Genomic DNA, 21,499 nt, shown 5'->3' on the forward strand with positions numbered 1-21,499 from the left:
TTCGTTGCCCAGCAACGTCATTTGCGCGAAAATGCTCGGCTTTGCAGGCCGGCTCACTCGGCCCTTGATCTTGCTCAGTCAACCACAGGAGTTGCCCATGTCCAGCCGTCGTGACCGCGCCAATGCCATTCGTGCCCTCAGCATGGATGCCGTGCAGAAAGCCAAGAGCGGCCACCCGGGAGCGCCCATGGGCATGGCGGATATCGCCGAGGTGCTGTGGCGTGATTATATGAAACACAATCCGGTCAACCCGCAGTGGGCTGACCGTGACCGCTTCGTGCTGTCCAACGGGCATGGCTCGATGCTGATCTATTCGCTGTTGCACCTGACTGGCTATGACCTGTCGGTCGATGATTTGAAAAACTTCCGCCAGTTGCACAGCAAGACCCCGGGTCACCCCGAATACGGTTACACCCCGGGTGTGGAAACTACCACCGGTCCGCTGGGTCAGGGCGTTGCCAATGCCGTGGGTTTTGCCATTGCCGAGAAGGTGCTGGCAGCGCAGTTCAACCGTGACGGCCATGACATTGTTGATCACTTCACCTATGTGTTCCTCGGCGATGGCTGCATGATGGAAGGCATTTCCCATGAGGTCTGCTCGCTGGCCGGCACCTTGGGTCTGGGTAAGCTGTTGGCTTTCTATGACGACAACGGCATCTCCATCGATGGGGAGGTCGAGGGCTGGTTCACCGACGATACGCCCAAGCGTTTCGAGGCTTACGGTTGGCAGGTGATTCGCAATGTTGACGGTCATGATGCCGACGAGATCAAGACCGCCATCGAGACTGCGCGCAAGAATACCCAGCAGCCGACGCTGATCTGCTGCAAGACCGTGATCGGCTTCGGTTCGCCGAACAAGCAGGGCAAGGAAGAATGCCACGGTGCGCCGCTGGGCGATGATGAGATCGCCGCGACCCGTGAAGCGCTGAACTGGCCGCATGCGCCGTTCGAGATTCCCGAGAGCATTCGGGCTGAGTGGGATGCCCGCGCAGCTGGCGCCGAGCGTGAAGCCGAGTGGAATAGCCGTTTTGCTGCCTATCAGCAGGCTTACCCGGAGCTGGCAGCCGAGTTCAAGCGCCGCCTGGCCGGTGAGCTGCCGGCTGATTTTGCCGACAAGGCCGCAGCTTATGTTGCCGAGGTGGCTGCCAAGGGCGAGACCATCGCCAGCCGCAAGGCCAGTCAGAACAGCCTCAATGCCTATGGCCCGCTGCTGCCGGAATTGCTCGGCGGTTCGGCTGATCTGGCCGGTTCCAACCTGACCCTGTGGAAGGGCTGCAAGGGGGTCGAGGCCGGTGATGCCGACGGTAACTACCTGTTCTACGGTGTGCGCGAGTTCGGTATGAGCGCGATCATGAACGGTATCGCCCTGCACGGCGGGTTCATCCCCTATGGTGCGACCTTCCTGATCTTCATGGAATACGCGCGCAACGCGGTACGCATGTCGGCACTGATGAAACAGCGGGTGCTTTATGTGTTCACCCATGACTCCATCGGTCTGGGCGAAGACGGCCCGACCCACCAGCCGATCGAGCAACTGGCCAGCCTGCGCGGCACCCCGAACCTGGATACCTGGCGCCCGGCCGATGCGGTCGAGTCGGCAGTAGCCTGGAAGTACGCGATCGAGCGTGCCGACGGCCCCAGTGCGCTGGTGTTCTCACGCCAGAACCTGCCGCACCAGAGCCGCAGTGCCCAGCAACTGGCGGATATCGCTCGCGGTGGTTACATCCTCAAGGACTGCGCCGGTGAGCCGGAACTGATCCTGATCGCCACTGGCTCGGAAGTCGGGCTGGCGGTGGACGCGTTCGATAAGCTGAGCGCCGCTGGCCGTCAGGTCCGTGTGGTGTCGATGCCCTCGACCAGCGTGTTCGATCAGCAGGACGCCGCATACAAGCAACAGGTGCTGCCGCTGGAAGTCGGCGCGCGCATCGCTATCGAAGCCGCGCATACCGACTTCTGGTACAAGTACGTCGGCCTCGACGGCCGCATCATCGGCATGCAGAGCTTCGGTGAGTCTGCGCCGGCGCCGGCGCTGTTCGAGGAGTTCGGTTTTACCCTCGACAATGTTCTGGCCGCAGCCGAAGAGCTGCTGGAAGACTGACAAGCCGTTTGCGGCGAAGGCTGAAGGCCTCGTTTGCTGACGGGGCTTTCAGCGTTCAGCCTGCAGCCACGAGTGCAGCGAATGATACCCACTGATCACCAGCCTTTTCGCATTGCCCTCAACGGCTACGGCCGGATTGGCCGCTGCGTGCTGCGTGCGTTGCATGAGCGCGGCGGTGACGGCCTGCAGATCGTGGCGCTGAATGATCTGGCCGATCAGGCCAGCATCGAATACCTGACCCGTTTCGATTCGACCCATGGGCGCTTTCCTGGTGAGGTAAGCGTGGATGGCGATTGCCTGCATATCAATGGCGATTGCGTGAAGGTGTTGCGTGAGCAGCATCCGGAAGGGGTCGACTGGGCGGCTCTGGGGGTGGATCTGCTGCTGGAGTGTTCGGGCCAGTACACCACCCGCGAGGAGGCCCTGCGTTTTGCCCATGCCGGGGTGCCGCGTGTACTGTTTTCACAGCCGATGGCCAATGAGCAGGCGGTCGATGCGACGGTGGTCTATGGGGTCAATCATCAGCAATTGGATGCTTCGCAGCGGCTGGTGTCGAATGCTTCATGTACGACCAATTGCGGGGTGCCGCTGCTCAAGCTGCTGAATGAGCGTGTGGGGCTGGAGTATGTGTCGATCACGACCATCCATTCGGCGATGAACGATCAGCCGGTGATCGATGCCTACCATCATGATGATCTGCGTCGTACCCGCTCGGCGTTTCAGTCGGTGATTCCGGTGTCGACCGGCTTGGCGCGGGGGATTGAGCGGTTGTTGCCGGAGCTGGCCGGGCGGATTCAGGCCAAGGCGATCCGGGTGCCGACGGTGAATGTGTCGGCGTTGGACATCACCTTGCAAACTGCTCGTGATACCACCGCTGAGGAGATCAATGAGTTGCTCAGGGCGGCGGCAGGCGCTGAGTTTGTCGGGTTGCTGGACTATACCGAGCTGCCGCATGCCAGTTGCGATTTCAACCATGATCCGCATTCGGCGATTGTCGATGGCAGTCAGACCCGGGTGTCGGGGCCGCGGATGGTGAATCTGCTGGTGTGGTTCGATAACGAGTGGGGTTTTGCCAACCGGATGCTGGATGTGGCGGGATATTGGTTGCGGCGCTGCGGGCCAGAAGGCTGAGCCTGCTTGGGCCAAGAGTTTTGTTGCTGTCAGGTTCGTGCATGGTGCCATTGCCGTTAGCCGGTCATGGACACGCTGCAAGTACGTCCCTGTAAGCTCGGCGATAGCCATCCCTGGCTATCGACGGTCCATGACCGGCTAACGGCAACGGCCCTTTCAGGGCTGCATTGTTGCTTCAGGTTTGTGGTCCAGTGAAGACTTTGTAGCTGACTAGTTTGAAATTTTTGATTCAAGGAGCCAGAAATGAGCGTATTGACCATGCAGGAGCTGGATCTCAAAGGCCAGCGGGTGCTGATTCGTGAAGATCTGAACGTGCCGGTCAAGAACGGCAAGGTGGCCAGTGATGCGCGTATCGTCGCGTCCTTGCCGACCATCAAGCTGGCGCTGGAGAAGGGCGCGGCAGTGATGGTCTGTTCGCACCTGGGGCGGCCGGAAGAAGGCGTGTTCAGTGAGGAGAACAGCCTGGCACCGGTAGCGGCCTACCTGAGCGAGGCGTTGGGTCGTGAGGTGCCGCTGGTTCGCGATTATCTGGATGGCGTTGCAGTGCAGCCCGGTGAGCTGGTGCTGCTGGAGAACGTACGCTTCAACAGCGGTGAGAAGAAGAATACCGATGAGCTGGCGCAGAAATATGCGGCGCTTTGTGATGTGTTTGTGATGGATGCCTTTGGTACTGCGCACCGGGCTCAGGGTTCGACCCATGGGGCGGCGAAGTTTGCCAAAGTGGCCTGTGCCGGCCCGCTGCTGGCGGCTGAGCTGGAGGCGCTGGCCAAGGCACTGGACAAGCCGGCGCGGCCGATGCTGGCGATTGTCGCAGGCTCCAAGGTGTCGACCAAGCTGGATGTGCTCAATGCTCTGGCTGAGAAGTGCGATCAGTTGATTGTTGGCGGTGGTATCGCCAATACCTTCCTTGCGGCTGCTGGCTACAAGGTTGGCAAGTCGCTGTATGAGGCTGATCTGGTGGATACCGCCAAGGCCATCGCGGCCAAGGTCAGCGTGCCGCTGCCGACTGATGTGGTGGTGGCCAAGGAGTTTGCCGAAAGCGCTGAGGCGACAGTCAAAGCGATTGCCGATGTAGCCGATGACGACATGATTCTGGATATCGGGCCGCAAACCGCCAAGATCTTTGGCGAGATGCTCAAGGCTTCCGGTACCATTTTGTGGAATGGCCCGGTTGGCGTGTTCGAGTTCGACCAGTTTGGCAACGGTACCAAGGTGCTGGCCGAGGCGATTGCCCAAAGCCCGGCGTTTTCGATTGCCGGTGGTGGCGATACCCTGGCAGCAATTGACAAGTATGGCGTAGCTGAGCGGATTTCCTATATTTCTACTGGTGGCGGTGCGTTCCTCGAGTTTGTCGAGGGCAAGGTGTTGCCGGCGGTCGAGATTCTGCAGCAGCGCGCACGATAAACCGAGTTCCGACATTTAAACGGAGAGACAACCCATGGCTCTGATCAGTCTGCGCCAAATGCTGGACCACGCTGCCGAGTTCGGCTACGGCGTCCCGGCGTTCAACGTCAATAACCTGGAGCAGGTCCGCGCCATCATGGAAGCGGCCTCTAATACCGACTCACCAGTTATCCTGCAGGCTTCGGCCGGTGCGCGCAAATATGCCGGTGCGCCGTTCCTGCGCCACATGATTCTCGCGGCGATTGAAGAGTTTCCGCATATTCCGGTGTGTATGCACCAGGATCACGGTACTAGCCCGGCAGTATGCCAGCGTTCGATTCAATTGGGCTTTTCCTCGGTGATGATGGATGGTTCGCTGGGAGAGGACGGCAAGACCCCGACCGATTACGAATACAATGTTCGGGTAACCCGTCAGGCGGTCGAGATGGCTCATGCCTGTGGCGTTTCGGTCGAAGGTGAACTGGGCTGTCTGGGTAGCCTGGAAACCGGCATGGCCGGTGAAGAAGATGGCATCGGTGCTGAGGGCGTGCTGGATCACAGTCAGATGCTGACTGATCCGGAAGAGGCGGCTGATTTCGTCAAGCAGACCCATGTCGATGCGCTGGCGATTGCCATTGGAACCAGCCACGGGGCTTACAAGTTCACCCGGCCACCGACTGGCGACATCCTGGCAATCGACCGGATCAAGGCGATCCATGCGCGGATCCCCAATACTCACCTGGTTATGCACGGCTCCAGCTCGGTACCTCAGGAGTGGCTGGCGGTGATCAACGAGTTCGGTGGTGAGATTCCTGAAACCTATGGGGTGCCGGTCGAGGAAATCGTTGAGGGTATCAAGCACGGTGTGCGCAAGGTCAATATTGATACTGACCTGCGCCTGGCTTCTACCGGTGCGGTGCGTCGTTTCCTGGCCGAGAATCCTAGCGAGTTCGATCCGCGCAAGTTCCTGAGCAAGACCGTCGATGCTATGCGCGACATCTGTATGGCGCGTTATGAAGCCTTTGGCTGTGCTGGCCAGGCCTCGAAGATCCGCCCGGTTTCGCTGGAAAAGATGTTCGAGCGTTATGCGGCCGGTGAGCTGGAGCCCAAGGTCAACTGAACCCTGGTGGGGCGCCGTTCGGCGCCCCGTTCTTATCCCCCCTATTCAGGTTTTGTCCGATGCATCCCAGCGATGATGACGCCGATGAGGCGTTCACCCACGACAAACTGCTCGAAGCTATCGAAAACCAGTTGGCGGCCAATCAGCCCCCGGCTACTCAGGCAACCCTGAACAAGCTGACATTGGTGGGCTACAGCCGCGAAGACGCGCTCGATCTGATGGTCCAGGTACTGGCCCACAGCATCGGGCTGATGCTCGAGACTGACCAGCCATTCGATCTGGCTGCTTACGAGCAGGCGCTGCGCAATCTGCCGGAGCTGCCCGAGGCGCAGGACTGAGTCTTACATATCGCGTTACAGCGCATGGCGTGCATGGCATCGCCGAGCTTGGCAGACTGCTTTTTTCGGGAATAACAACATGACCTTGTTATCAATTCTGCGTGTAATTTTGTTTTATTTGCTGGCGGTTGTTGTGGCCAGCGTGCTCGGGACCCTGGTCCAGACGCAATTCAATCTGGCGGCGCTGCGCCTGATCGGGACCGATATCCCGGTGGGGTTGTGGTTGTCGACCACGCTGGCTGATTTGCGTGGGTTCACCCCCATTTTTGCCATGATGGTCGCCGTCACCCTGCTGCTGGCCTTGCCGGTGGCGGCCGGGCTGGGGCGGATCTTCAAGCCCTGGCGCGGGGTGTTGTTCTTCCTGGCGGGCGCGGTGGGCATCAAGGTGGCGTTTGATATCGCCGACTACCTGTTGCCGATGCCGACCTTTATCGCCGCGACCCGTGGTTTAGCTGGGTTGCTGGCGATGATGGTGGCAGTCGGAATTGGCAGCGCGTTGTTCGGCCGGCTGACCCGACCCACGAATAAGCGTGGCCTGCGGGTACTAGGTTAATAGCAGGCTCCAGGGGCTACCCAGAATTCCCTGACTACACAATGGAGAGTAGCGATGAAACGCCGTACACAGATGACGTTGATCAGTCTTGGGATGAGCGCTGCATTGGCTGTTCAGGCGGCCGACTACCGGATCGAGACCGTCGCTCAAGGGCTGAACCACCCTTGGTCGCTGGCGTTTCTGCCGGATGGGCGGATGCTGGTGACCGAACGCACCGGGCAACTGCGTCTGATCGATGCCCAGGGCAATCTGCAGGCCGAACCGCTGAGCGGTGTGCCGGAGGTCTATGTCGAGCGCCAGGCCGGGCTGTTCGAGGTGGCGCTTGACCCCGAGTTCGCCGAAAACCAGCGGCTGTTTCTCAGCTATGCCTGCGGCACTGAAAGCGCCAACAATACCTGTTTGGCCAGTGCGCGGCTGACCGACACCGGATTGGAGCAGGTCAATGAGCTCTTTCGTGCCGAATTCGCCAAGCGCGGTGGTGCCCATTATGGTGGGCGGATCGCTTTCCTGCCTGACCACACCCTGATCCTGACCTTGGGTGATGCCTTTATCCACCGCGAAGAAGCGCAGAATCCGGCCAATCATCTGGGAGCCATTGTGCGTCTGCACCGCGACGGCTCAGTGCCTGAGGATAACCCCTTCGTTGGCCAGGAGGGTGCCCGCCCGGAGCTTTACAGCATTGGCCATCGCAATGTTCAGGGGCTGGTCTGGGATGCAGAGCAGCAGCGCTTGCTGGCCCATGAGCATGGTCCGCGCGGTGGTGATGAGCTGAACCTGATTGAGCCGGGGCTCAACTATGGCTGGCCAAAGATCACCTATGGTGTGGATTACAGTGGTGCGGTAATCAGCCCCTATACCGAGATGGATGGCATGCAGCAGCCACTGGTGCAGTGGACGCCATCAATCGCCCCCTCCGGGATGACACTGTATCGCGGCGAGCAATTTCCTGCCTGGGAGGGAAATCTGCTGATTGGCGCCCTGGCCGGGCAGCATGTGCGTCGGGTGGTACTGGAAGGTAATCAGGTGACTGAGCAGGAGTCGCTGTTCGGTGAGCTGGGTGTGCGTATTCGTGATGTACGTACCGCTGCTGATGGTTCGCTGTATCTGCTGACCGACAGCCCGCAAGGGCAGGTGCTGCGGGTCAGCGCGCCTTAACGTCGGCTTTTTCAGCGGCGCTCTGGTTGCTCAATGTGGCATCGGCGTAGAGCTGGATGCCGCTGCGGCCACTGCGCTTGCGTTGGTACATGGCCTGATCGGCATAGCGCATCAGTGTTTCGGCGTCTGGCCAGTGGCCGTCGCTAAGGCTGATGCCTATGCTGGCTCCAACATTGATCTGGCCATGCTCGATATCGATCGGCAGGCTCAATGCTTCCTCCAGGCGCTCTCCCAGTCTCAGGGCGTCTTCCTGATCCTGAATACCTTCACTGACCAGAATGAATTCGTCGCCACCGAGCCGGGCGATCAGGTCAGCTTCGCGCGCGCAATCCTTGAGCCGTTGGGCCACCTGGCACAAGACCTGATCACCACTTTCGTGCCCGAGCTGATCGTTGATGGCTTTGAAGTCATTCAAATCGATCAGCACCAGCGCCAGTAGTTCCTTGTGGCGCTGGGTTCGCTGCAGCGCCTGGTGCAGATGATTTGCCAGGGCCGAGCGGTTGGCCAGCCTGGTCAGGGGATCTTGCATGGCCAGTTCGGCCAGACGAGCGTTGGCTGCCTCCAGCGCCTGGGTGCGCTCGGCAACGCGCTGCTCCAGTACCCGCTCCTGTTGTTGCAGGGCCTTGACTACCTGCTTCTGGGCGGCCAGCGCCGAGCTTTGGGCCAGTTCCTTCTGCCGCTTGAGCTCATTGAAGCGTGCTGCCAGCCCCAGTGACAACAACAGCATTTCCAGCGCCGAGCCGACCTGCATGGCATAGACGGTGACGAAGTTGGAGGGGATCAGGCCGAAATTGCGCAGGGCCAACATGCTGGCGCCGATCAACAGCATCAGCCAGGCCAGGACGAAGATGCCGGCACCGGGAACCCTTTGCAGCATGCAACTCAGGCCGCAGGCGAACAACAGGGCGGAAACTAACAGACCTGCCATCGACATCAGTTGCAGCGCGGTCTGGACCGGAACCACCAGATTGAGCAGGGTGATACTGGCGGCCAGGGTGGCGGCAATGGTTAGTACCTGGTGCCAGCGCGGTGCCCATCGGGCGGTATTGAGAAAAGCCTGGGCAAACAGCAAGGCGATGGTCGACGCGAACGTCAGGCTGACCGGCAACACCCGGTTTCCGGGTTCGCCGCTGTTGGGCCACAGATAATGCGGGCCAAGACCGTTGATGGCCATGGCGCCTGCAGCGAAGCTGAAAACAAACAGCACGTAGAGCAGGAAAGAACGCTCGCGCAAAACCATGAACAGCAACAGGTTGTAACCGCCCAGAGCCAGCAGCATGCCAAAGTAGATGGCCAGAATCACATAGCTGGTGTTGCTTTGAAGGCGGAAGGCTTCGGCTTGCCACAGCGAGCCATCCAGGGTCATGCTGCCTTCGGAGCGGACCCGCAATAGCACCAGGCGCTGCTCGCCGGGTTCCAGGCGCAGCTTGAAGATCGGGGTGCGGTGCGGAAAGTCGCGCTCGGCGTAACGGGGCACATCGCCGGCGAGCTGTGTTTCCAGGCCGCTTGGACCATGGCTGTAGAAGTGGATCTGGTCGAGTGACGGATAGTTCAGCTCAAGCACCCAGTCGGTGCCGTACAGCGCTTCGGAGCTTAGGCTCAGGGCCAGCCATACTGTGTCGCGGGTATAGCCGAAATTAATGTCGCGGCGTTCGGTGATGCTGTGGAAGTGTTCGAGCTGGGCCAGCGCCTGGTCATGGTCCAGGTTCTCGCTGTCGCGCAGGTAGCGGATATGCGCTTTGAGGTTGATGCGGCTTTCGCTGCCATCGACCACCAGCGGTGCTGGCTCCATTGTCCGGGCTTGCAGGCCCAGGGCAGGCAGTGCAAATAGCACAAACAGCCATAGCAGGCTTGTGGTGATGCGCCAGGCTTCCTGCGGCGCTTGCAAAACACGGGGCCACTCAGCGTGGCTGTCGATTGAACTCATATGGCCTGTGCAGCTTGCATCCCTGGAAACTACTGCCACTACCCGCCAAGCGCGAGCTCAACCGAGCTCCCGGTCAGGTGAGTGTTGGGTGATTGGCAGACTGATGGCTTGACTATAGGTGGCACAATGGCTGCTCGTCAAACCACTTGGTGGGCATCCGCTGTGGAGCCGACCAAAGGCAAGCGCCGGCCCTAGGGCCTTTACAGCGGCCAGATCCACAGCAACATGGGGATGCTGACCAGCACCACGATGATCTCCATTGGCAGCCCCAGGCGCCAGTAGTCGCTGAAGCGAAATCCCCCCGGCCCGAGGATCAGGGTGTTGTTCTGATGGCCGATAGGGGTCAGAAATGCGCAGGAGGCACCGATGGCCACTGCCATCAGGAAGCTGTCCGGGTTGACCCCCAGCTGACTGGCCACGCTCAAGGCGATCGGGCACATGACGGCCGCCGTGGCGGCGTTGTTCATGAAGTCGGACAGGGTCATGGTGACTATCAGTACCAGGGCCAGGGCGATGACCGGGCTACCCTGAGCCAGGTGTTCGAGCAGAGTCTTGGCCAGCAGGTCGGCTGCGCCGGTGTGAGCCATGGCCGCGGCCAGCGGTAGCAGGGCGCCGAGCAGCACGATGATTGGCCAGTCGATGGCGTCATACACGCGGCGCAGCGGCAACACGCCGGTGAGCATGTAGCCGAGCACTCCGGCGGTGAAGGCCAAGGCGGCCGGGAGCAGGCCGAAGGCGGCCAGGGCGATGGCGCCGAGCATGATGCCAATCGCGGTCAGGGCTTTGCGCCGGTTGGGAATCAGTATGCTGCGCTGGGCCAGCGGAATGCAGCCGTATTCACTGGCGAAGCCGCTGATGGCGTCGGTTGGGCCCTGCATCAACAGCACATCGCCGGCGGCCAGTTCGGTCCAGCGCAGCCGCCGAATCGAGCGATGACCTTGGCGCGAGATGGCCAGTAGGTTGATGCCGAAGCGGGTGCGGATCTGTACGTCGCTGGCGCTGCGCCCGAGCAACAGCGAACTGGGCTGGACCACCAGTTCCTGCAAGGCGATTTCTTCATGGCGTTTGGGCTTGCCCGATTCGGGCGCCGAGTCGTCGGCGGACTCGGGTTCAGGGTTGGGGCGGGCTTGAGCATCGTTGTTGTCCGGGTCTTCGGCCTCCGGCGGTACAGCTTCTTCGAGCTTGAGGCCGAGCCGGGTTAGAACCGTGCCGAGCCCTTCGGGGTCGGCCTCGATAACCAGAATGTCATCGACCCGCAGAGTCCGGCTGGAGTAGGGCGCGGTGACCCGGAAGTCGTTGCGTACCATGCCGACGATCTGGGCGTCGACTTCGTCCAGCCATTGCTCGACTTCACCGAGGGTCTTGCCGACCGCCTTGCTGTCGGCGCTGATGTGCACTTCAGTCAGGTAGGTGCCGGTGTCAAAGCTGGCTGCATCGCTTTGCGGGCGGTGGGGGACCAGCCAGCGGGCACCAATCACCGCGAACAGGACGCCGACCAAGGCTACCGCCACCCCGACCGGGGAAAAGTCGAACATGGCGAAGCCGGTGCCGGTCTGTTCGGCCCTGAACCCGGCGACAATCAAATTGGGTGGGGTGCCGATCAGGGTGGTCATGCCACCAAGGATGGTGCCGAAGGCCAGGGGCATCAGCACCTTGCCAGGCGGGATGCCCTGACGCTGGGCCAGTTGCATGGCGATCGGCATCAGCAAGGCCATGGCGCCGACATTGTTCATAAAGGCCGAGAGCAGCGCGCCGAGCAGGGTCAGGGCAGCGCAGCCGAGCAGCACGCCGCCATTCTTGGGCAATACCCGCTGGGCCATGGCCTCGACGGCGCCGGTGGTCTGCAGGCCCTGACTGAGGATCAGGACTGCCGCGACCGTGATCACGGCCGGGTGAGCAAAGCCGTTGAATGCCTGTTCGCTGGGAGTCAGGCCGCTCAGTACACAGGCCAGCAACGCCGCCAGCGCCACTACATCATGTCGCAACCGGCCTGAGAGAAACAGGGCAACAGTGATGCCGAGAATGGCAAATACCAATAGCTGATCCAGGTTCATCCTTGCTCCTTGTCTGGCCTTGGCAGGCTATCGCTGATAGGGCCTCAGAGCAGTCTTACCTTGAAGCGACGGCCTTTGATCTTGCCGGCTTCCAGGCTTTGTAACGCAGTTTTGGCCAAATCCCAGCGGATTGCCACCAGAGCCTGGAAGTCGCTGATGCTGATCTTGCCGATGGCGTCGGCCGGCAGGCCGGCCTCGCCGGTCAGCGCACCCAACAGGTCACCGGGGCGGACCTTGTCCTTGCGTCCGCCGGCAATCGCCAGGGTCCGCATGGGCGCGAGCAGGGGGCTATCGAGGTAATCCGGCAGGCGTTCCAGTGGTTGCCAGTCCAGCGGTGCGCCAAGCTGTTCTTCTATCGCCCGGGCCCGGCCGAGTTCGCGCGCGGCCACCAGGCTCAGGGCCAGCCCCGGTTGGCCAGCCCGGCCGCTACGACCAATACGGTGGGTATGCACGGCCGGGTCGGGTGACAGCTCGACATTGATCACTGCCGCTACGCCTTCGACGTCGATCCCTCGGGCGGCCACATCGGTGGCTACCAGTACGCTGCAGCTTTGATTGGCGAACAGAGCCAGAACCTGATCGCGTTCGCGTTGTTCGAGATCGCCATGCAGTGCCAGGGCGCTGACCCGGTTGGCGTTCAGCAGACTTTCCAGTTCCTGGCACTGCTGGCGGGTTTGGCAAAAGGCGATACAGGGTTGCGGGCGCTCGGCGGCCAGCAGCCGCAGTACCGCCGGCAAACGCTGCTCGGCTGTCACTTCATAGAACCGCTGGGTGATGGAAGGAGAGCTGGTTTCGGAGGCGACTTCCACCCGCTTGGGGGCGCGTAGAAAACGGGCGGTCAGGCTATCGATTCCGGCTGGGTAGGTGGCCGAGAACAGCAGGGTCTGACGTCTGGGCGAGGCATAGCCGATGATGCTGGCGATGCTGTCGTAAAAGCCCATGTCGAGCATCCGGTCGGCCTCGTCCAGCACCAGGCAGTTCAGACCGGACAGTGAGAGCGTTCCACGTTGCAAGTGGTCGAGTACCCGGCCAGGCGTGCCTACAACAATGTGAGCGCCCTGCTCCAGTGAAGCGACTTGCGGGCCGAACGGGGTACCGCCGCAGAGGCTGATGATCTTGATGTTGGGCAGCCCACGGGCCAGGGTCCGCAGACTGCTGGCGACCTGACCGGCGAGCTCACGGGTGGGGGCCAGTACCAGTGCCTGGCAGCCGAAAAACGCCGGATTGATTGGGGCCAGTAAACCAATACCGAATGCGGCGGTCTTGCCGCTGCCGGTGCGCGACTGTGCGATCAGATCGTGACCGGCGAGAATCTCCGGCAGTGCTGCCGCCTGAATCGGCGTCATGCTCTGATAACCCAGTTGTTCCAGAGTCTCGAGCAGGGCGGCTGGGAGGTTTAGGCTGGCAAAAGTGGTGGCGGTCACGGCAGTGCTCGGTCTGGATGCGGGCGTCCAGTGTAGCAGATGCCATGCGCTGGGACGGCTCAGGTGTCGTCGGAGGTGTGCAGGGTGGTCCGATTGCGGCCTGCTTGCTTGGATTGGTAGAGGGCGCTATCGGCGGCCGCCACCAGGTCGAAGGCTGAGCTCATCTCTTCACTGAACTGGGCTACACCCAGGCTTATTGTGAAGCTCACTCGTTGCTCGAGGTGCTCCACGATCAAGCGCTCCATGGCCTGGCGCAGGCGCTCGGCGAGTTGGGCGGCGCCTTGCAGCGAAGTGTCTGGCAGTAGCAGCACGAACTCCTCGCCACCGTAGCGTCCGGCATAATCGGTTTCACGGGCATGCTCGCGGATCACCCGCGCGGCTTCACGGATGACCTCGTCACCAGTCTGGTGGCCGTGGTTATCGTTGATTGGCTTGAAGTTGTCGATATCGAACATCACCAGGCTGGCGGGTGTCTCGTAACGCTGATAGCGGGCGAATTCACGCTCCAGACTCTGTTCCCAGTAGCGTCGGTTGAGCAGGCCAGTCATGCCGTCACGGTGGGCTTGCTCACGCAACTGCAGGTTGGCTGCTTCGAGTTGGCGTTTGTTGAGGGCGATGCCGGTGACATCGTAGATGATCAGGCAGACATGGTCGGCTTCGCCGCGCGGGTTGCGCAGCGGCATGATGGTGACATTCTGGTACATTGCATCGGCCAGCCCGGTGATGGGTTGATAGCTGTTGAAACGTATCAGATACGGTCGTTGCTCCCAGATGGTGAAAGCGCGGGTGCCAAGCAAAACAGCTGTTTCCAGCTTGCGAGAGAACCAGTCTTGATCTATCTCGGGGAACAGCTCGAATAGCGAGCGCTGTGCGGCCTCGGCAGAGCTCAGTCCAGAGTGATTTTCCATGAAACTGTTCCAGACCTCGATCCGGTAATCCCGGTCGAGCACGACAACACCTACATCGATGCTCTGGACGATATCCAGCAGCCAGTGGAGTTCGTTGATGTCAAACTGCGCGGCCATGGCAGGGGTCCCGTTGAGCTCAGTTGATCATGAAGTCGAGCTGTTCGCGCAGACGCGGTACCGAATCTTCGGTGAACAGCAGCAGCAGGTCGAAGTGGATATCGAGATCTTCCAGTCCATAGCTGATTTCCACTGCCAGGGTGCGCTTCCAGCGGCGCTGGTTGATACGGATCAGTTCTTCAACTGGGCAATGCTGGCCTAACACCATCGGATGTCCCTGGGACAGGCTGATGTTGAGCTGCTCGGACAGTCCGTTGAGGCAGGCGCCAACAATGATAGTGGCAAGATCCAGTAGCATTTCCAGGTGAGCGGTCTCGTCATTGGCAGTATTGAGCAGGCGGGCGACATCCTCGATTTGCGCATCGTGAAAGATCAGCAGGGCCTCGCCTGCTACGCCGCCGCCAATATAGCCCTGGCAGATGGCCGATAACTGCTCTCCACGCTGGGCGTCAGCCAGAGCCATATGCAGTTCACCAACTTCGAGGATGTTGACGTTGGGAATCGGCAGTTTGATGAAAACACCGAGTACCCGGCCCAGCAGTTCGGCGGCACGACCCATGGCGATGTTGGCGATTTCCCGGAAGGCATCACGGAACGACACGCTGGGCAGCTCAGGCAGCGGCTCGTTGCTGGCCGCGGGCACTTCGGCCAACGCGACATTGACCCCAAGGTTGTTCAGCGCATCGGCCAGGTGCTGGGGGTCGGCCGGTTTCTTGATAAAGGCCCGGGCGCCTAGGGCCTTGGCCCGGCGTATCGCCTCCTCCTGAATGTCACCGGATACGACAATGACTTCGGCATGCAGGCCTTCCTGGCGCAGCTGGCTGAGTACTCCGAAGCCGTCGAGTTCGGGCATGGTCAGGTCGAGCAGGACGATCTGGCCTGAACCTTCGCGGATGGCCTTGAGTCCTTCGAGGCCGTTGGCCGCCTGGGTGATCCGGAACGGCCAGTTGGCCGGCAGAGCACGAATGAGCTGCTTACGAGCCATATTTGAGTCATCACATACCAGCAGAGGAATGGCGCTCACTTCAGGTGTCCTTGTTCCCGGGCCTAAGGGTGGCAAAAAAATGGCGGCAGAATTACGGCAAATGGCCATTAGTCCTGGCGGCTGCAAGCATGACAATATATTGACCTGTTGAGAAGGGATTCGCGCGTATTGCCGGACACTTTTCGACTGATGGCAGGACATTCCGGTTTTTGCTGATACGCTTGAGGTCAGGGACTCATTCAGTGCCAGCCAGACTGGTTACAAGGAGTGCTTGACGATGGAACACACTGAGACCGGTCAGCAGCACTTTCGATCTGTCCGCAGAGCGTTGCTGGTATTGATTTTTTTCTGCGGGTTGTATTTCGGGCTGTCCAATACCGCGCATGGCGCACGCTTGCTGGGCGCACTGGAGCTGTTCTACGCTGGCTTCGCTTTGTTAATGCTCTGGATTGCTGAACGTACCCGTTACTTGAGGGCCTGGTTGCTGGCCTTCCTGATTCCTTTTTTCATGATCATGATCCTGGCCATGACGCTACCCAGCTCGTCGCGGACGATCTTTGCCTGGATTCAGGCGGTGCCGATCATCAGCTACATGTTGCTCGGGCTCAAGGCTGGTTTTTGGATGACGCTGGGTTTTGTGCCGCTGGGTGTGCTGGCGTTCAAGTACCGACTGCTGATGGAGGGCGAGCCGAGGGTGTTCATTGCACTGACCAATCTGGCCGTGAGCAGTCTGGCGATTGCAATACTGGCACATGTCTACGAACGCAGCCGGACCGAAAATGAAAAGCGCCTTTCAGAGCAGGCCAGGACGGATCCGCTGACCGGCTTGGCCAATCGGTTCAAATTGCGCGAGGTGTTCGAGCGTGAGACTGCCCATGCCATGCGCAACGGTAGCCCCTTGTCACTGATCATGCTGGATATCGACCACTTCAAGCGTATCAACGATACCTTTGGTCACGATATCGGTGATCAGGCCTTGTGCCATTTGGCGGCATTGCTGGCTGAACCCCGTCGCGAGGTCGATCTGCCTTGCCGACTTGGCGGTGAAGAGTTCGCCATTTTGCTGCCGGGGGCTAGTCTGGTAGCGGCGACTGAGCTGGCCGACAAGTTGCGTGAGCAATTGCAGGATCGGCCTCTGCCACTGGCGGACCAGGATCTGGGATTTAGCTTCAGTGCCGGGGTCGCGACTCTGGGGGATGACGGCGACGATCTGGATGCGCTGTTGCAAAGTGCCGATTGGCGGATGTACCAGGCCAAACACCAAGGCCGCAATCAGGTGGTTGCCTCTGGCCGGCAGGCGCCGGAGATGGAGTCCATGGATGGCTGATACTGAATGTTCTGAATATAAAACATTGTGTAAATTTAATTGAATCCTTAGGGCTGGCTTCTACACTGGTGAGTAAGAATGTGTGGCGCTGTTGAGGAGTGAACATCATGCATGTTGGTGTGCCCAAGGAAATCAAGAACCATGAGTACCGGGTCGGCCTGACGCCCCAGGCAGTAATGGAGCTGGTACGCCATGGTCATCAGGTCAGTGTCGAGCGTGATGCCGGCCAGGCCATCGGTTTTGACAATGCGGCCTATCAGGCCGCGGGGGCGAAGCTGGTGAGTGCTGAACAGGTCTTTGCCGAAGCCGATCTGATCGTCAAGGTCAAGGAGCCTCAGGCCGAAGAGCGGGCCCGGTTGCGCCCTGGCCAGGTATTATTCACTTACCTGCATCTGGCGCCAGACCGGGCCCAGACCGAAGATCTGCTGGCCAGCGGGGCAACCTGCATCGCCTATGAAACCGTGACCGATGCTCAGGGGCGTCTGCCATTGCTGGCACCAATGTCTGAGGTAGCAGGGCGCATGGCGATTCAGGCCGGGGCCAGTTGCCTGGAAAAGGCCCGAGGTGGACGGGGCGTCTTACTGGGTGGAGTGCCCGGGGTGCCGCGTGGCAAGGTCGTAATTTTGGGCGGTGGTGTGGTGGGCGCCAATGCCCTGGCCATGGCGGTCGGTATTGGAGCCGATGTCAGCGTGCTGGACAAGAACCCCGATGTGCTGCGGCGGCTTGATGCTCAGTATGGCAACCGCATTACCACCTTGTACTCCACCGCATCAGTCGTTGAAGAACAGCTGTGCGGCGCTGACCTGGTGGTGGGGGCGGTGCTGATCCCGGGGGCAGCGGCGCCCAAGCTGATCAGTGCTGAACTGGTGCGGCGAATGCAGCCGGGTGCGGTGCTGGTGGATGTTGCCATTGACCAGGGTGGCTGCGCCGAAACCTCACGTCCGACCACGCATGCCGATCCGACTTATGTGGTTGATGAAGTGGTGCACTACTGTGTGGCCAATATGCCTGGGGCTGTGGCACGGACCTCGACCCAAGCACTCAACAATGCCACCTTGCCGTTTGTTCTGGCCTTGGCCAATAAGGGGGCCAGGCAGGCCCTTGGCGATGATCCGCACCTGCTCAACGGTCTCAATGTCTGCGCCGGGCAGCTGACCAACGCCAGCGTGGCTGAGGCGCTGGGGTTGCCGGTGCAAGCCCTTGAGCAGGCCCTGGCCGGGCTTTGATCTGCATCAGTATGGTGCGGTCGACCGTTGGCTAAACTGAGTCCGGTTAGCCGCATCATCAGGTTGGGAGTCATGCCATGTCCGATACCACCTTGAGCCGTTTGCAACGGCTGCACGATGACTATGCCGCGCGTAGCAGTGCGCTGCGCAGGGACTTGGCTGCGCGCTACTCCAGCGATACGGCCGAACAGGCTCAGGAGCGTGAGAATGACGAGGTCATGGAAGCCTTGCTGGCCGAGTCCAGTGAACTTCAGCGCCGAGTGGCGCTAGCGATCGAGCGCTATAAGCAGGGCGAATATGGTATCTGCCAGCGTTGCGGTGAAGCCATAGCTCCGGCCCGGTTGGAAGCCTTGCCTGCGGCCGAATACTGCATCGGTTGTGCCGATCTGGCCGAGCGTCAGTGACGCTCGGCACGTAATTGTTCAAGGCGCCGATCCTTGTCCTGCCATAGTTGGTTGACCCAGTCCTGGAACTGCTGGCGAAACTGCGGATCGTTTGCATAGTCGCCCTTGAACAGCTCTGTGGGTACATCCAGGCCGCGAATATCCACCACCACCCGTTCAACCCGGCCGCTAACCAAAGCCCAGAAGCCCGGCGGCTTGCCTTCGGGATAGAGGATGGTGACATCCAGCAGTGACTTCATCTGTTCGCCCAGTGCGGCCATGACGAAGGCAATTCCACCAGACTTGGGTTTGAGCAGGTGCTGGTAGGGCGATTGCTGGGCAGCATGTTTGGCTGGAGTAAAACGGGTCCCTTCCAAGTAGTTGACCACGGTCACCGGGATCGAATGAAACTTTTCGCAGGCGCGCTTGGTGATTTCCAGATCCTTGCCGGCATCTTCCGGGTGTTTGGCCAGATGCGCCTTGCTGTAACGCTTCATGAACGGGTAATCAAGCGCCCAGAAAGCCAGTCCCAGAAAGGGCACCCAGATCAGTTCTTTTTTGAGGAAGAACTTGAAGTACGGCGTCTTGCGATTGAAAGCTTGAACCAGAGCCGGGATGTCGACCCAGGACTGGTGGTTGCTGATCACCAGATAGGAGTGGTTGCTTTCCAGCGGCGTGTCACAGCGGATATCCCAGTGGGTTGGGGTCATGAGGGCAAAGATCAGTTTGTTGAGTTCGGCCCAGGTTTCGGCGATCCACATGATCCAGCGCGAGCAGAAGCGGCGGCTGGCAGGGTGAGGCACGAGAGCCTTGATGATTCCAAGTATCAGCATTGGGCCAATGCCGATCAGGGTATTGAGCAGGATCAGCAGGCAGGTGAGTACGCCGGTCAACCAATGGGGCATGTAAAACAGTTCCTTTCTTGCGGCCGAGCTTGCAAGCATAATGATTTTTCGCCTGGGTGACAGTTGAAATGCAAGTGCATTCACCCGAACAGGGGATTGCGGCAGGTGGCGGTCACTTCTAGCCTGACATGCCGCCAACAGGAGCTGTACATGTCTTCTCTTGAGCCGACACCTGGCCCCGTGTTCGAGCTTTCCAGGCCCGTCCTGAGGCGGCGGGGCGTTGTTTGGCGCTTTCTGCTGTCCGGGCTGAGTGCCGTACTGCTGTTTCTTCCCTGGTTGTATCCGCAACTGTTCTGGTTGGCCTGGCTGGGCTGGATCCCGCTGCTGTGGGCGCTGGACGACAGCCGACCGGGGCTGGCGCTGTTGCTGGGCTGGTTCGCCGGCACGCTGTATTTCGCCGGGACCTGCTACTGGATGATCGATTTCGCCATCAATCTCAAGGGCTTGAGCTGGTTGTCCAGCATGGGGCTGGCGATGTTGTTCTGGCTGTATTCCGGGCTGCTACTGGGGTTGGCCGGCCTCTTGTATCGCTACCTGTCGCAGCAACTGCCAGCCTGGGATGTGTTGAACTTTCCGTTGGCTTTCGTGAGCCTTACGGTACTTTACCCAGCCCTGTTCGAAACCAACTTCGCGGAAACCCAGACCGAGTTTTTGCTGGGCCTGCAAGGTGTTGCAGTGTTCGGGGCCAAGGGCATGGATCTGGCCATGCTGTTGTTTGCCGTGCTGGTTTATCGATTGTGGCGGCCGCTACCACAGTATGCCCGCCTGGCAACCCGGCTGCAGATCGGTGGCTGGAGTTTGCTGGCGGCCTGGATGCTGTACGGCGTACTGAGCCTCGACCTTTGGGATCAGCGGGTGGAAGGGTGGGAGACTCGGCGCATTGGCCTGGTGCAACCCAATGACCCGCCCAGCATCGAGATTCCACCGCCGGCACCAGGCTTTAGCCGCGAATTTCCTGAAGAAATGGCCGCCACGGCGCGCTTGCAGCAGGCCGGTGCCGAGTGGGTGGTGTGGCCGGAGGCGCGCTACAAGGGTTGGTTCGAACTGTACAGCGTCAGAGAGGCCTGGGCCCGGCAGTTGTCCGAGTGGCAGTTGCCGCTGATTTTTCATGATGTGGAACGGCGTTGGGTCAACAGTCGGCAGGTCAGTTTCAACAGCATGGTGCTGCTGGGGGCGGACGGTGAGCAGCAGGGCTTTTACCGCAAGATGCTGCGTATGCCCTTTGGCGAGTATCTGCCGGAGTTTTTTCAGTTGCCTGGCCTGCGCCATCTTTCCGAGTTTTTTCTGGGTGAGTTTCTGCGGCCGTTGCGAGCCGGGCAGAGTCACTCTGTGTTTGAGCTGGACGGCATGCGCATAGTGCCGAAGATTTGCTATGAGGCGGCCTTCCCGCGTTTTAATGCCCAGGCGGTGGGGGCCGATAGCGCCGGCAAACTACTGTTGTTCGTCTCACAGGACAACTGGTTTGGCGAAACTAATCAACCTTTCCAGCACCGCGCCATGTCGATCGTGCGGGCGGTGGAAAACCGTGTGCCTATGGTGCACCTGATCAATAACGGCCCTTCGGTCGCGGCATCGCCACAGGGGCGGGTAGTGGCCGGCACCGAAGCATTCACCCGGGCGGAGTTGTTGGTCGATCTGCCGTTTTCACCCGTCAGTGGCGGGAGCCTGTTCAGCCGTTATCCTTGGCTGACGGAGAGTTTTTTGCTGGCGGGGCTGGCCTTGTTGCTGCTGGCTGCCGGCCTACGCCGCTATCGTTACGGTCCGTGTGAGGCCTCTGCTTCCAACTGATGCAGAAACAACCGGGCGGTCGGCTGGCCAGCCTCGGCGGCCCGGCGAATCAGCGCCAGCCCGGTTTCCAGTCGCTCGTGGTCATAGTCACGCTTGCCCAGCTCCCACAAGGCATCTGGGTTGTTGCCTTCGGCGGCCCGTTCATACCAGTGTTGAGCCAAGCTCAGGTCTTCTTCGACACCCTGACCCAGGTCATAGGCTTTACCCACCTCATACTGAGCGATTGGGTCACCAGCTTCGGCAGCGCGCAGATACCACTGGAAGGCCAGAGCATGATCCATGGGCACGCCCTGGCCCAGCGCGTGCATGTTGGCGACATTGAGCATGCCCTGCCGGTTGCCGGCTTCGGCCAGCGCCAGGTAGCGGCTGTAGGCCAGTTCGTAGTCGCCCATTTTATAGACGGCGTAGGCTTCGAGCGCCTGAATCATTTCACGCCCAACCCGCGCCTGATCATCTTCGGCGATTACGGGTGACGGGCCCATAAGGGCACCGCAGAGAACCAGCAGTAAATACAGGCGACGCGACATAGTGGGCTCCCGCGAGCAAGGGCAGAGTGGAGTCAGCCTAGCAGGGGCAGGCAGGTGGGTCGCTAGCACCAAGGTGGGGATCGTTCGGCACTTTGGTCCTGTCAGGTTGATAAAAACATCAACATTTTCTGACTCAGGGCGTAAAATCGA

Annotated in this window: 18 protein-coding genes; 11 read left to right on the forward strand and 7 right to left on the reverse strand. The window is 60.4% G+C overall.

What is annotated here, in order from left to right:
• The first annotated feature begins 97 nt into the window (after positions 1-97).
• From tkt to BVH74_RS07140, 7 genes are all read left to right on the forward strand, one after another.
• Positions 98-2,098, forward strand: a complete 2,001-nt coding sequence (gene tkt / locus BVH74_RS07110; RefSeq protein ID WP_080049388.1) for a transketolase — start codon at positions 98-100, stop codon at positions 2,096-2,098.
• Between the two features lie 81 nt (positions 2,099-2,179).
• On the forward strand, positions 2,180-3,229 hold the full coding sequence (gene epd / locus BVH74_RS07115) for an erythrose-4-phosphate dehydrogenase (RefSeq protein ID WP_080049389.1): 1,050 nt from the start codon (positions 2,180-2,182) through the stop codon (positions 3,227-3,229).
• A gap of 243 nt (positions 3,230-3,472) precedes the next feature.
• Positions 3,473-4,633, forward strand: coding sequence for a phosphoglycerate kinase (locus BVH74_RS07120; RefSeq protein WP_080049390.1), 1,161 nt, complete (start codon positions 3,473-3,475; stop codon positions 4,631-4,633).
• A 34-nt stretch (positions 4,634-4,667) separates the two neighbouring features.
• Positions 4,668-5,732: a class II fructose-bisphosphate aldolase gene (fba, locus tag BVH74_RS07125; RefSeq protein ID WP_080049391.1), complete on the forward strand. Its 1,065-nt coding sequence runs from the start codon at positions 4,668-4,670 to the stop codon at positions 5,730-5,732.
• Between the two features lie 59 nt (positions 5,733-5,791).
• Positions 5,792-6,070 carry a hypothetical protein gene (locus tag BVH74_RS07130; RefSeq protein WP_080049392.1) on the forward strand — a complete coding sequence of 93 codons (279 nt, stop codon included), beginning with the start codon at positions 5,792-5,794 and terminating at the stop codon, positions 6,068-6,070.
• 79 nt (positions 6,071-6,149) lie between these two features.
• The gene (locus BVH74_RS07135) at positions 6,150-6,623 is read left to right on the forward strand and encodes a hypothetical protein (protein WP_080049393.1); all 474 of its coding nucleotides are present in this window, start codon (positions 6,150-6,152) and stop codon (positions 6,621-6,623) included.
• Positions 6,624-6,677: 54 nt separating this feature from the next.
• Positions 6,678-7,778, forward strand: a complete 1,101-nt coding sequence (locus tag BVH74_RS07140) for a PQQ-dependent sugar dehydrogenase (RefSeq protein WP_080049394.1) — start codon at positions 6,678-6,680, stop codon at positions 7,776-7,778.
• Here the strand turns inward: BVH74_RS07140 and BVH74_RS07145 are convergent.
• From BVH74_RS07145 to BVH74_RS07165, 5 genes are all read right to left on the reverse strand, one after another.
• Positions 7,765-9,705, reverse strand: coding sequence for a diguanylate cyclase (locus tag BVH74_RS07145; protein WP_080049395.1), 1,941 nt, complete (start codon positions 9,703-9,705; stop codon positions 7,765-7,767). The two genes, BVH74_RS07140 and BVH74_RS07145, sit on opposite strands and share 14 nt — an antisense overlap.
• Positions 9,706-9,905: 200 nt before the next feature.
• Entirely contained in the window at positions 9,906-11,759 is a 1,854-nt protein-coding gene (locus BVH74_RS07150; RefSeq protein ID WP_080049396.1) for an SLC13 family permease, read from the reverse strand.
• Between the two features lie 44 nt (positions 11,760-11,803).
• Positions 11,804-13,183, reverse strand: a complete 1,380-nt coding sequence (dbpA, locus tag BVH74_RS07155; protein ID WP_080049397.1) for an ATP-dependent RNA helicase DbpA — start codon at positions 13,181-13,183, stop codon at positions 11,804-11,806.
• Between the two features lie 59 nt (positions 13,184-13,242).
• A complete protein-coding gene (locus BVH74_RS07160) occupies positions 13,243-14,208 on the reverse strand; it encodes a sensor domain-containing diguanylate cyclase (protein WP_080049398.1) in 966 nt (321 codons plus the stop codon).
• A 19-nt stretch (positions 14,209-14,227) separates the two neighbouring features.
• A complete protein-coding gene (locus BVH74_RS07165; RefSeq protein WP_080049399.1) occupies positions 14,228-15,232 on the reverse strand; it encodes a response regulator in 1,005 nt (334 codons plus the stop codon).
• Between the two features lie 238 nt (positions 15,233-15,470).
• Here BVH74_RS07165 and BVH74_RS07170 point away from each other — a divergent pair, with 238 nt between their 5' ends.
• The 3 genes from BVH74_RS07170 to BVH74_RS07180 all read left to right on the forward strand — a co-directional run bounded on the left by BVH74_RS07170 (position 15,471) and on the right by BVH74_RS07180 (position 18,150).
• Positions 15,471-16,520 (forward strand): GGDEF domain-containing protein, encoded by a 1,050-nt coding sequence (locus BVH74_RS07170; RefSeq protein WP_080049400.1) that lies wholly within the window; start codon positions 15,471-15,473, stop codon positions 16,518-16,520.
• Between the two features lie 107 nt (positions 16,521-16,627).
• Positions 16,628-17,746, forward strand: coding sequence for an alanine dehydrogenase (gene ald, locus BVH74_RS07175; RefSeq protein WP_080049401.1), 1,119 nt, complete (start codon positions 16,628-16,630; stop codon positions 17,744-17,746).
• 77 nt (positions 17,747-17,823) lie between these two features.
• Positions 17,824-18,150 (forward strand): TraR/DksA family transcriptional regulator, encoded by a 327-nt coding sequence (locus BVH74_RS07180; RefSeq protein WP_080049402.1) that lies wholly within the window; start codon positions 17,824-17,826, stop codon positions 18,148-18,150.
• Here BVH74_RS07180 and yihG read toward each other — a convergent pair.
• A complete protein-coding gene (yihG, locus tag BVH74_RS07185; protein ID WP_080049403.1) occupies positions 18,144-19,034 on the reverse strand; it encodes a 1-acylglycerol-3-phosphate O-acyltransferase, YihG family in 891 nt (296 codons plus the stop codon). The genes BVH74_RS07180 and yihG overlap by 7 nt on opposite strands.
• Before the next feature lie 150 nt (positions 19,035-19,184).
• Here yihG and lnt point away from each other — a divergent pair, with 150 nt between their 5' ends.
• Complete coding sequence (lnt, locus tag BVH74_RS07190) at positions 19,185-20,822, forward strand: apolipoprotein N-acyltransferase (RefSeq protein ID WP_080049404.1); 1,638 nt, start codon at positions 19,185-19,187, stop codon at positions 20,820-20,822.
• On the opposite strand, the gene BVH74_RS07195 is transcribed toward lnt, so the two are convergent.
• Entirely contained in the window at positions 20,789-21,349 is a 561-nt protein-coding gene (locus BVH74_RS07195; RefSeq protein ID WP_080049405.1) for a tetratricopeptide repeat protein, read from the reverse strand. The two genes, lnt and BVH74_RS07195, sit on opposite strands and share 34 nt — an antisense overlap.
• Positions 21,350-21,499: the final 150 nt, after the last annotated feature.

It is taken from the genome of Halopseudomonas phragmitis (genome assembly GCF_002056295.1).
Lineage (GTDB): Bacteria > Pseudomonadota > Gammaproteobacteria > Pseudomonadales > Pseudomonadaceae > Halopseudomonas > Halopseudomonas phragmitis.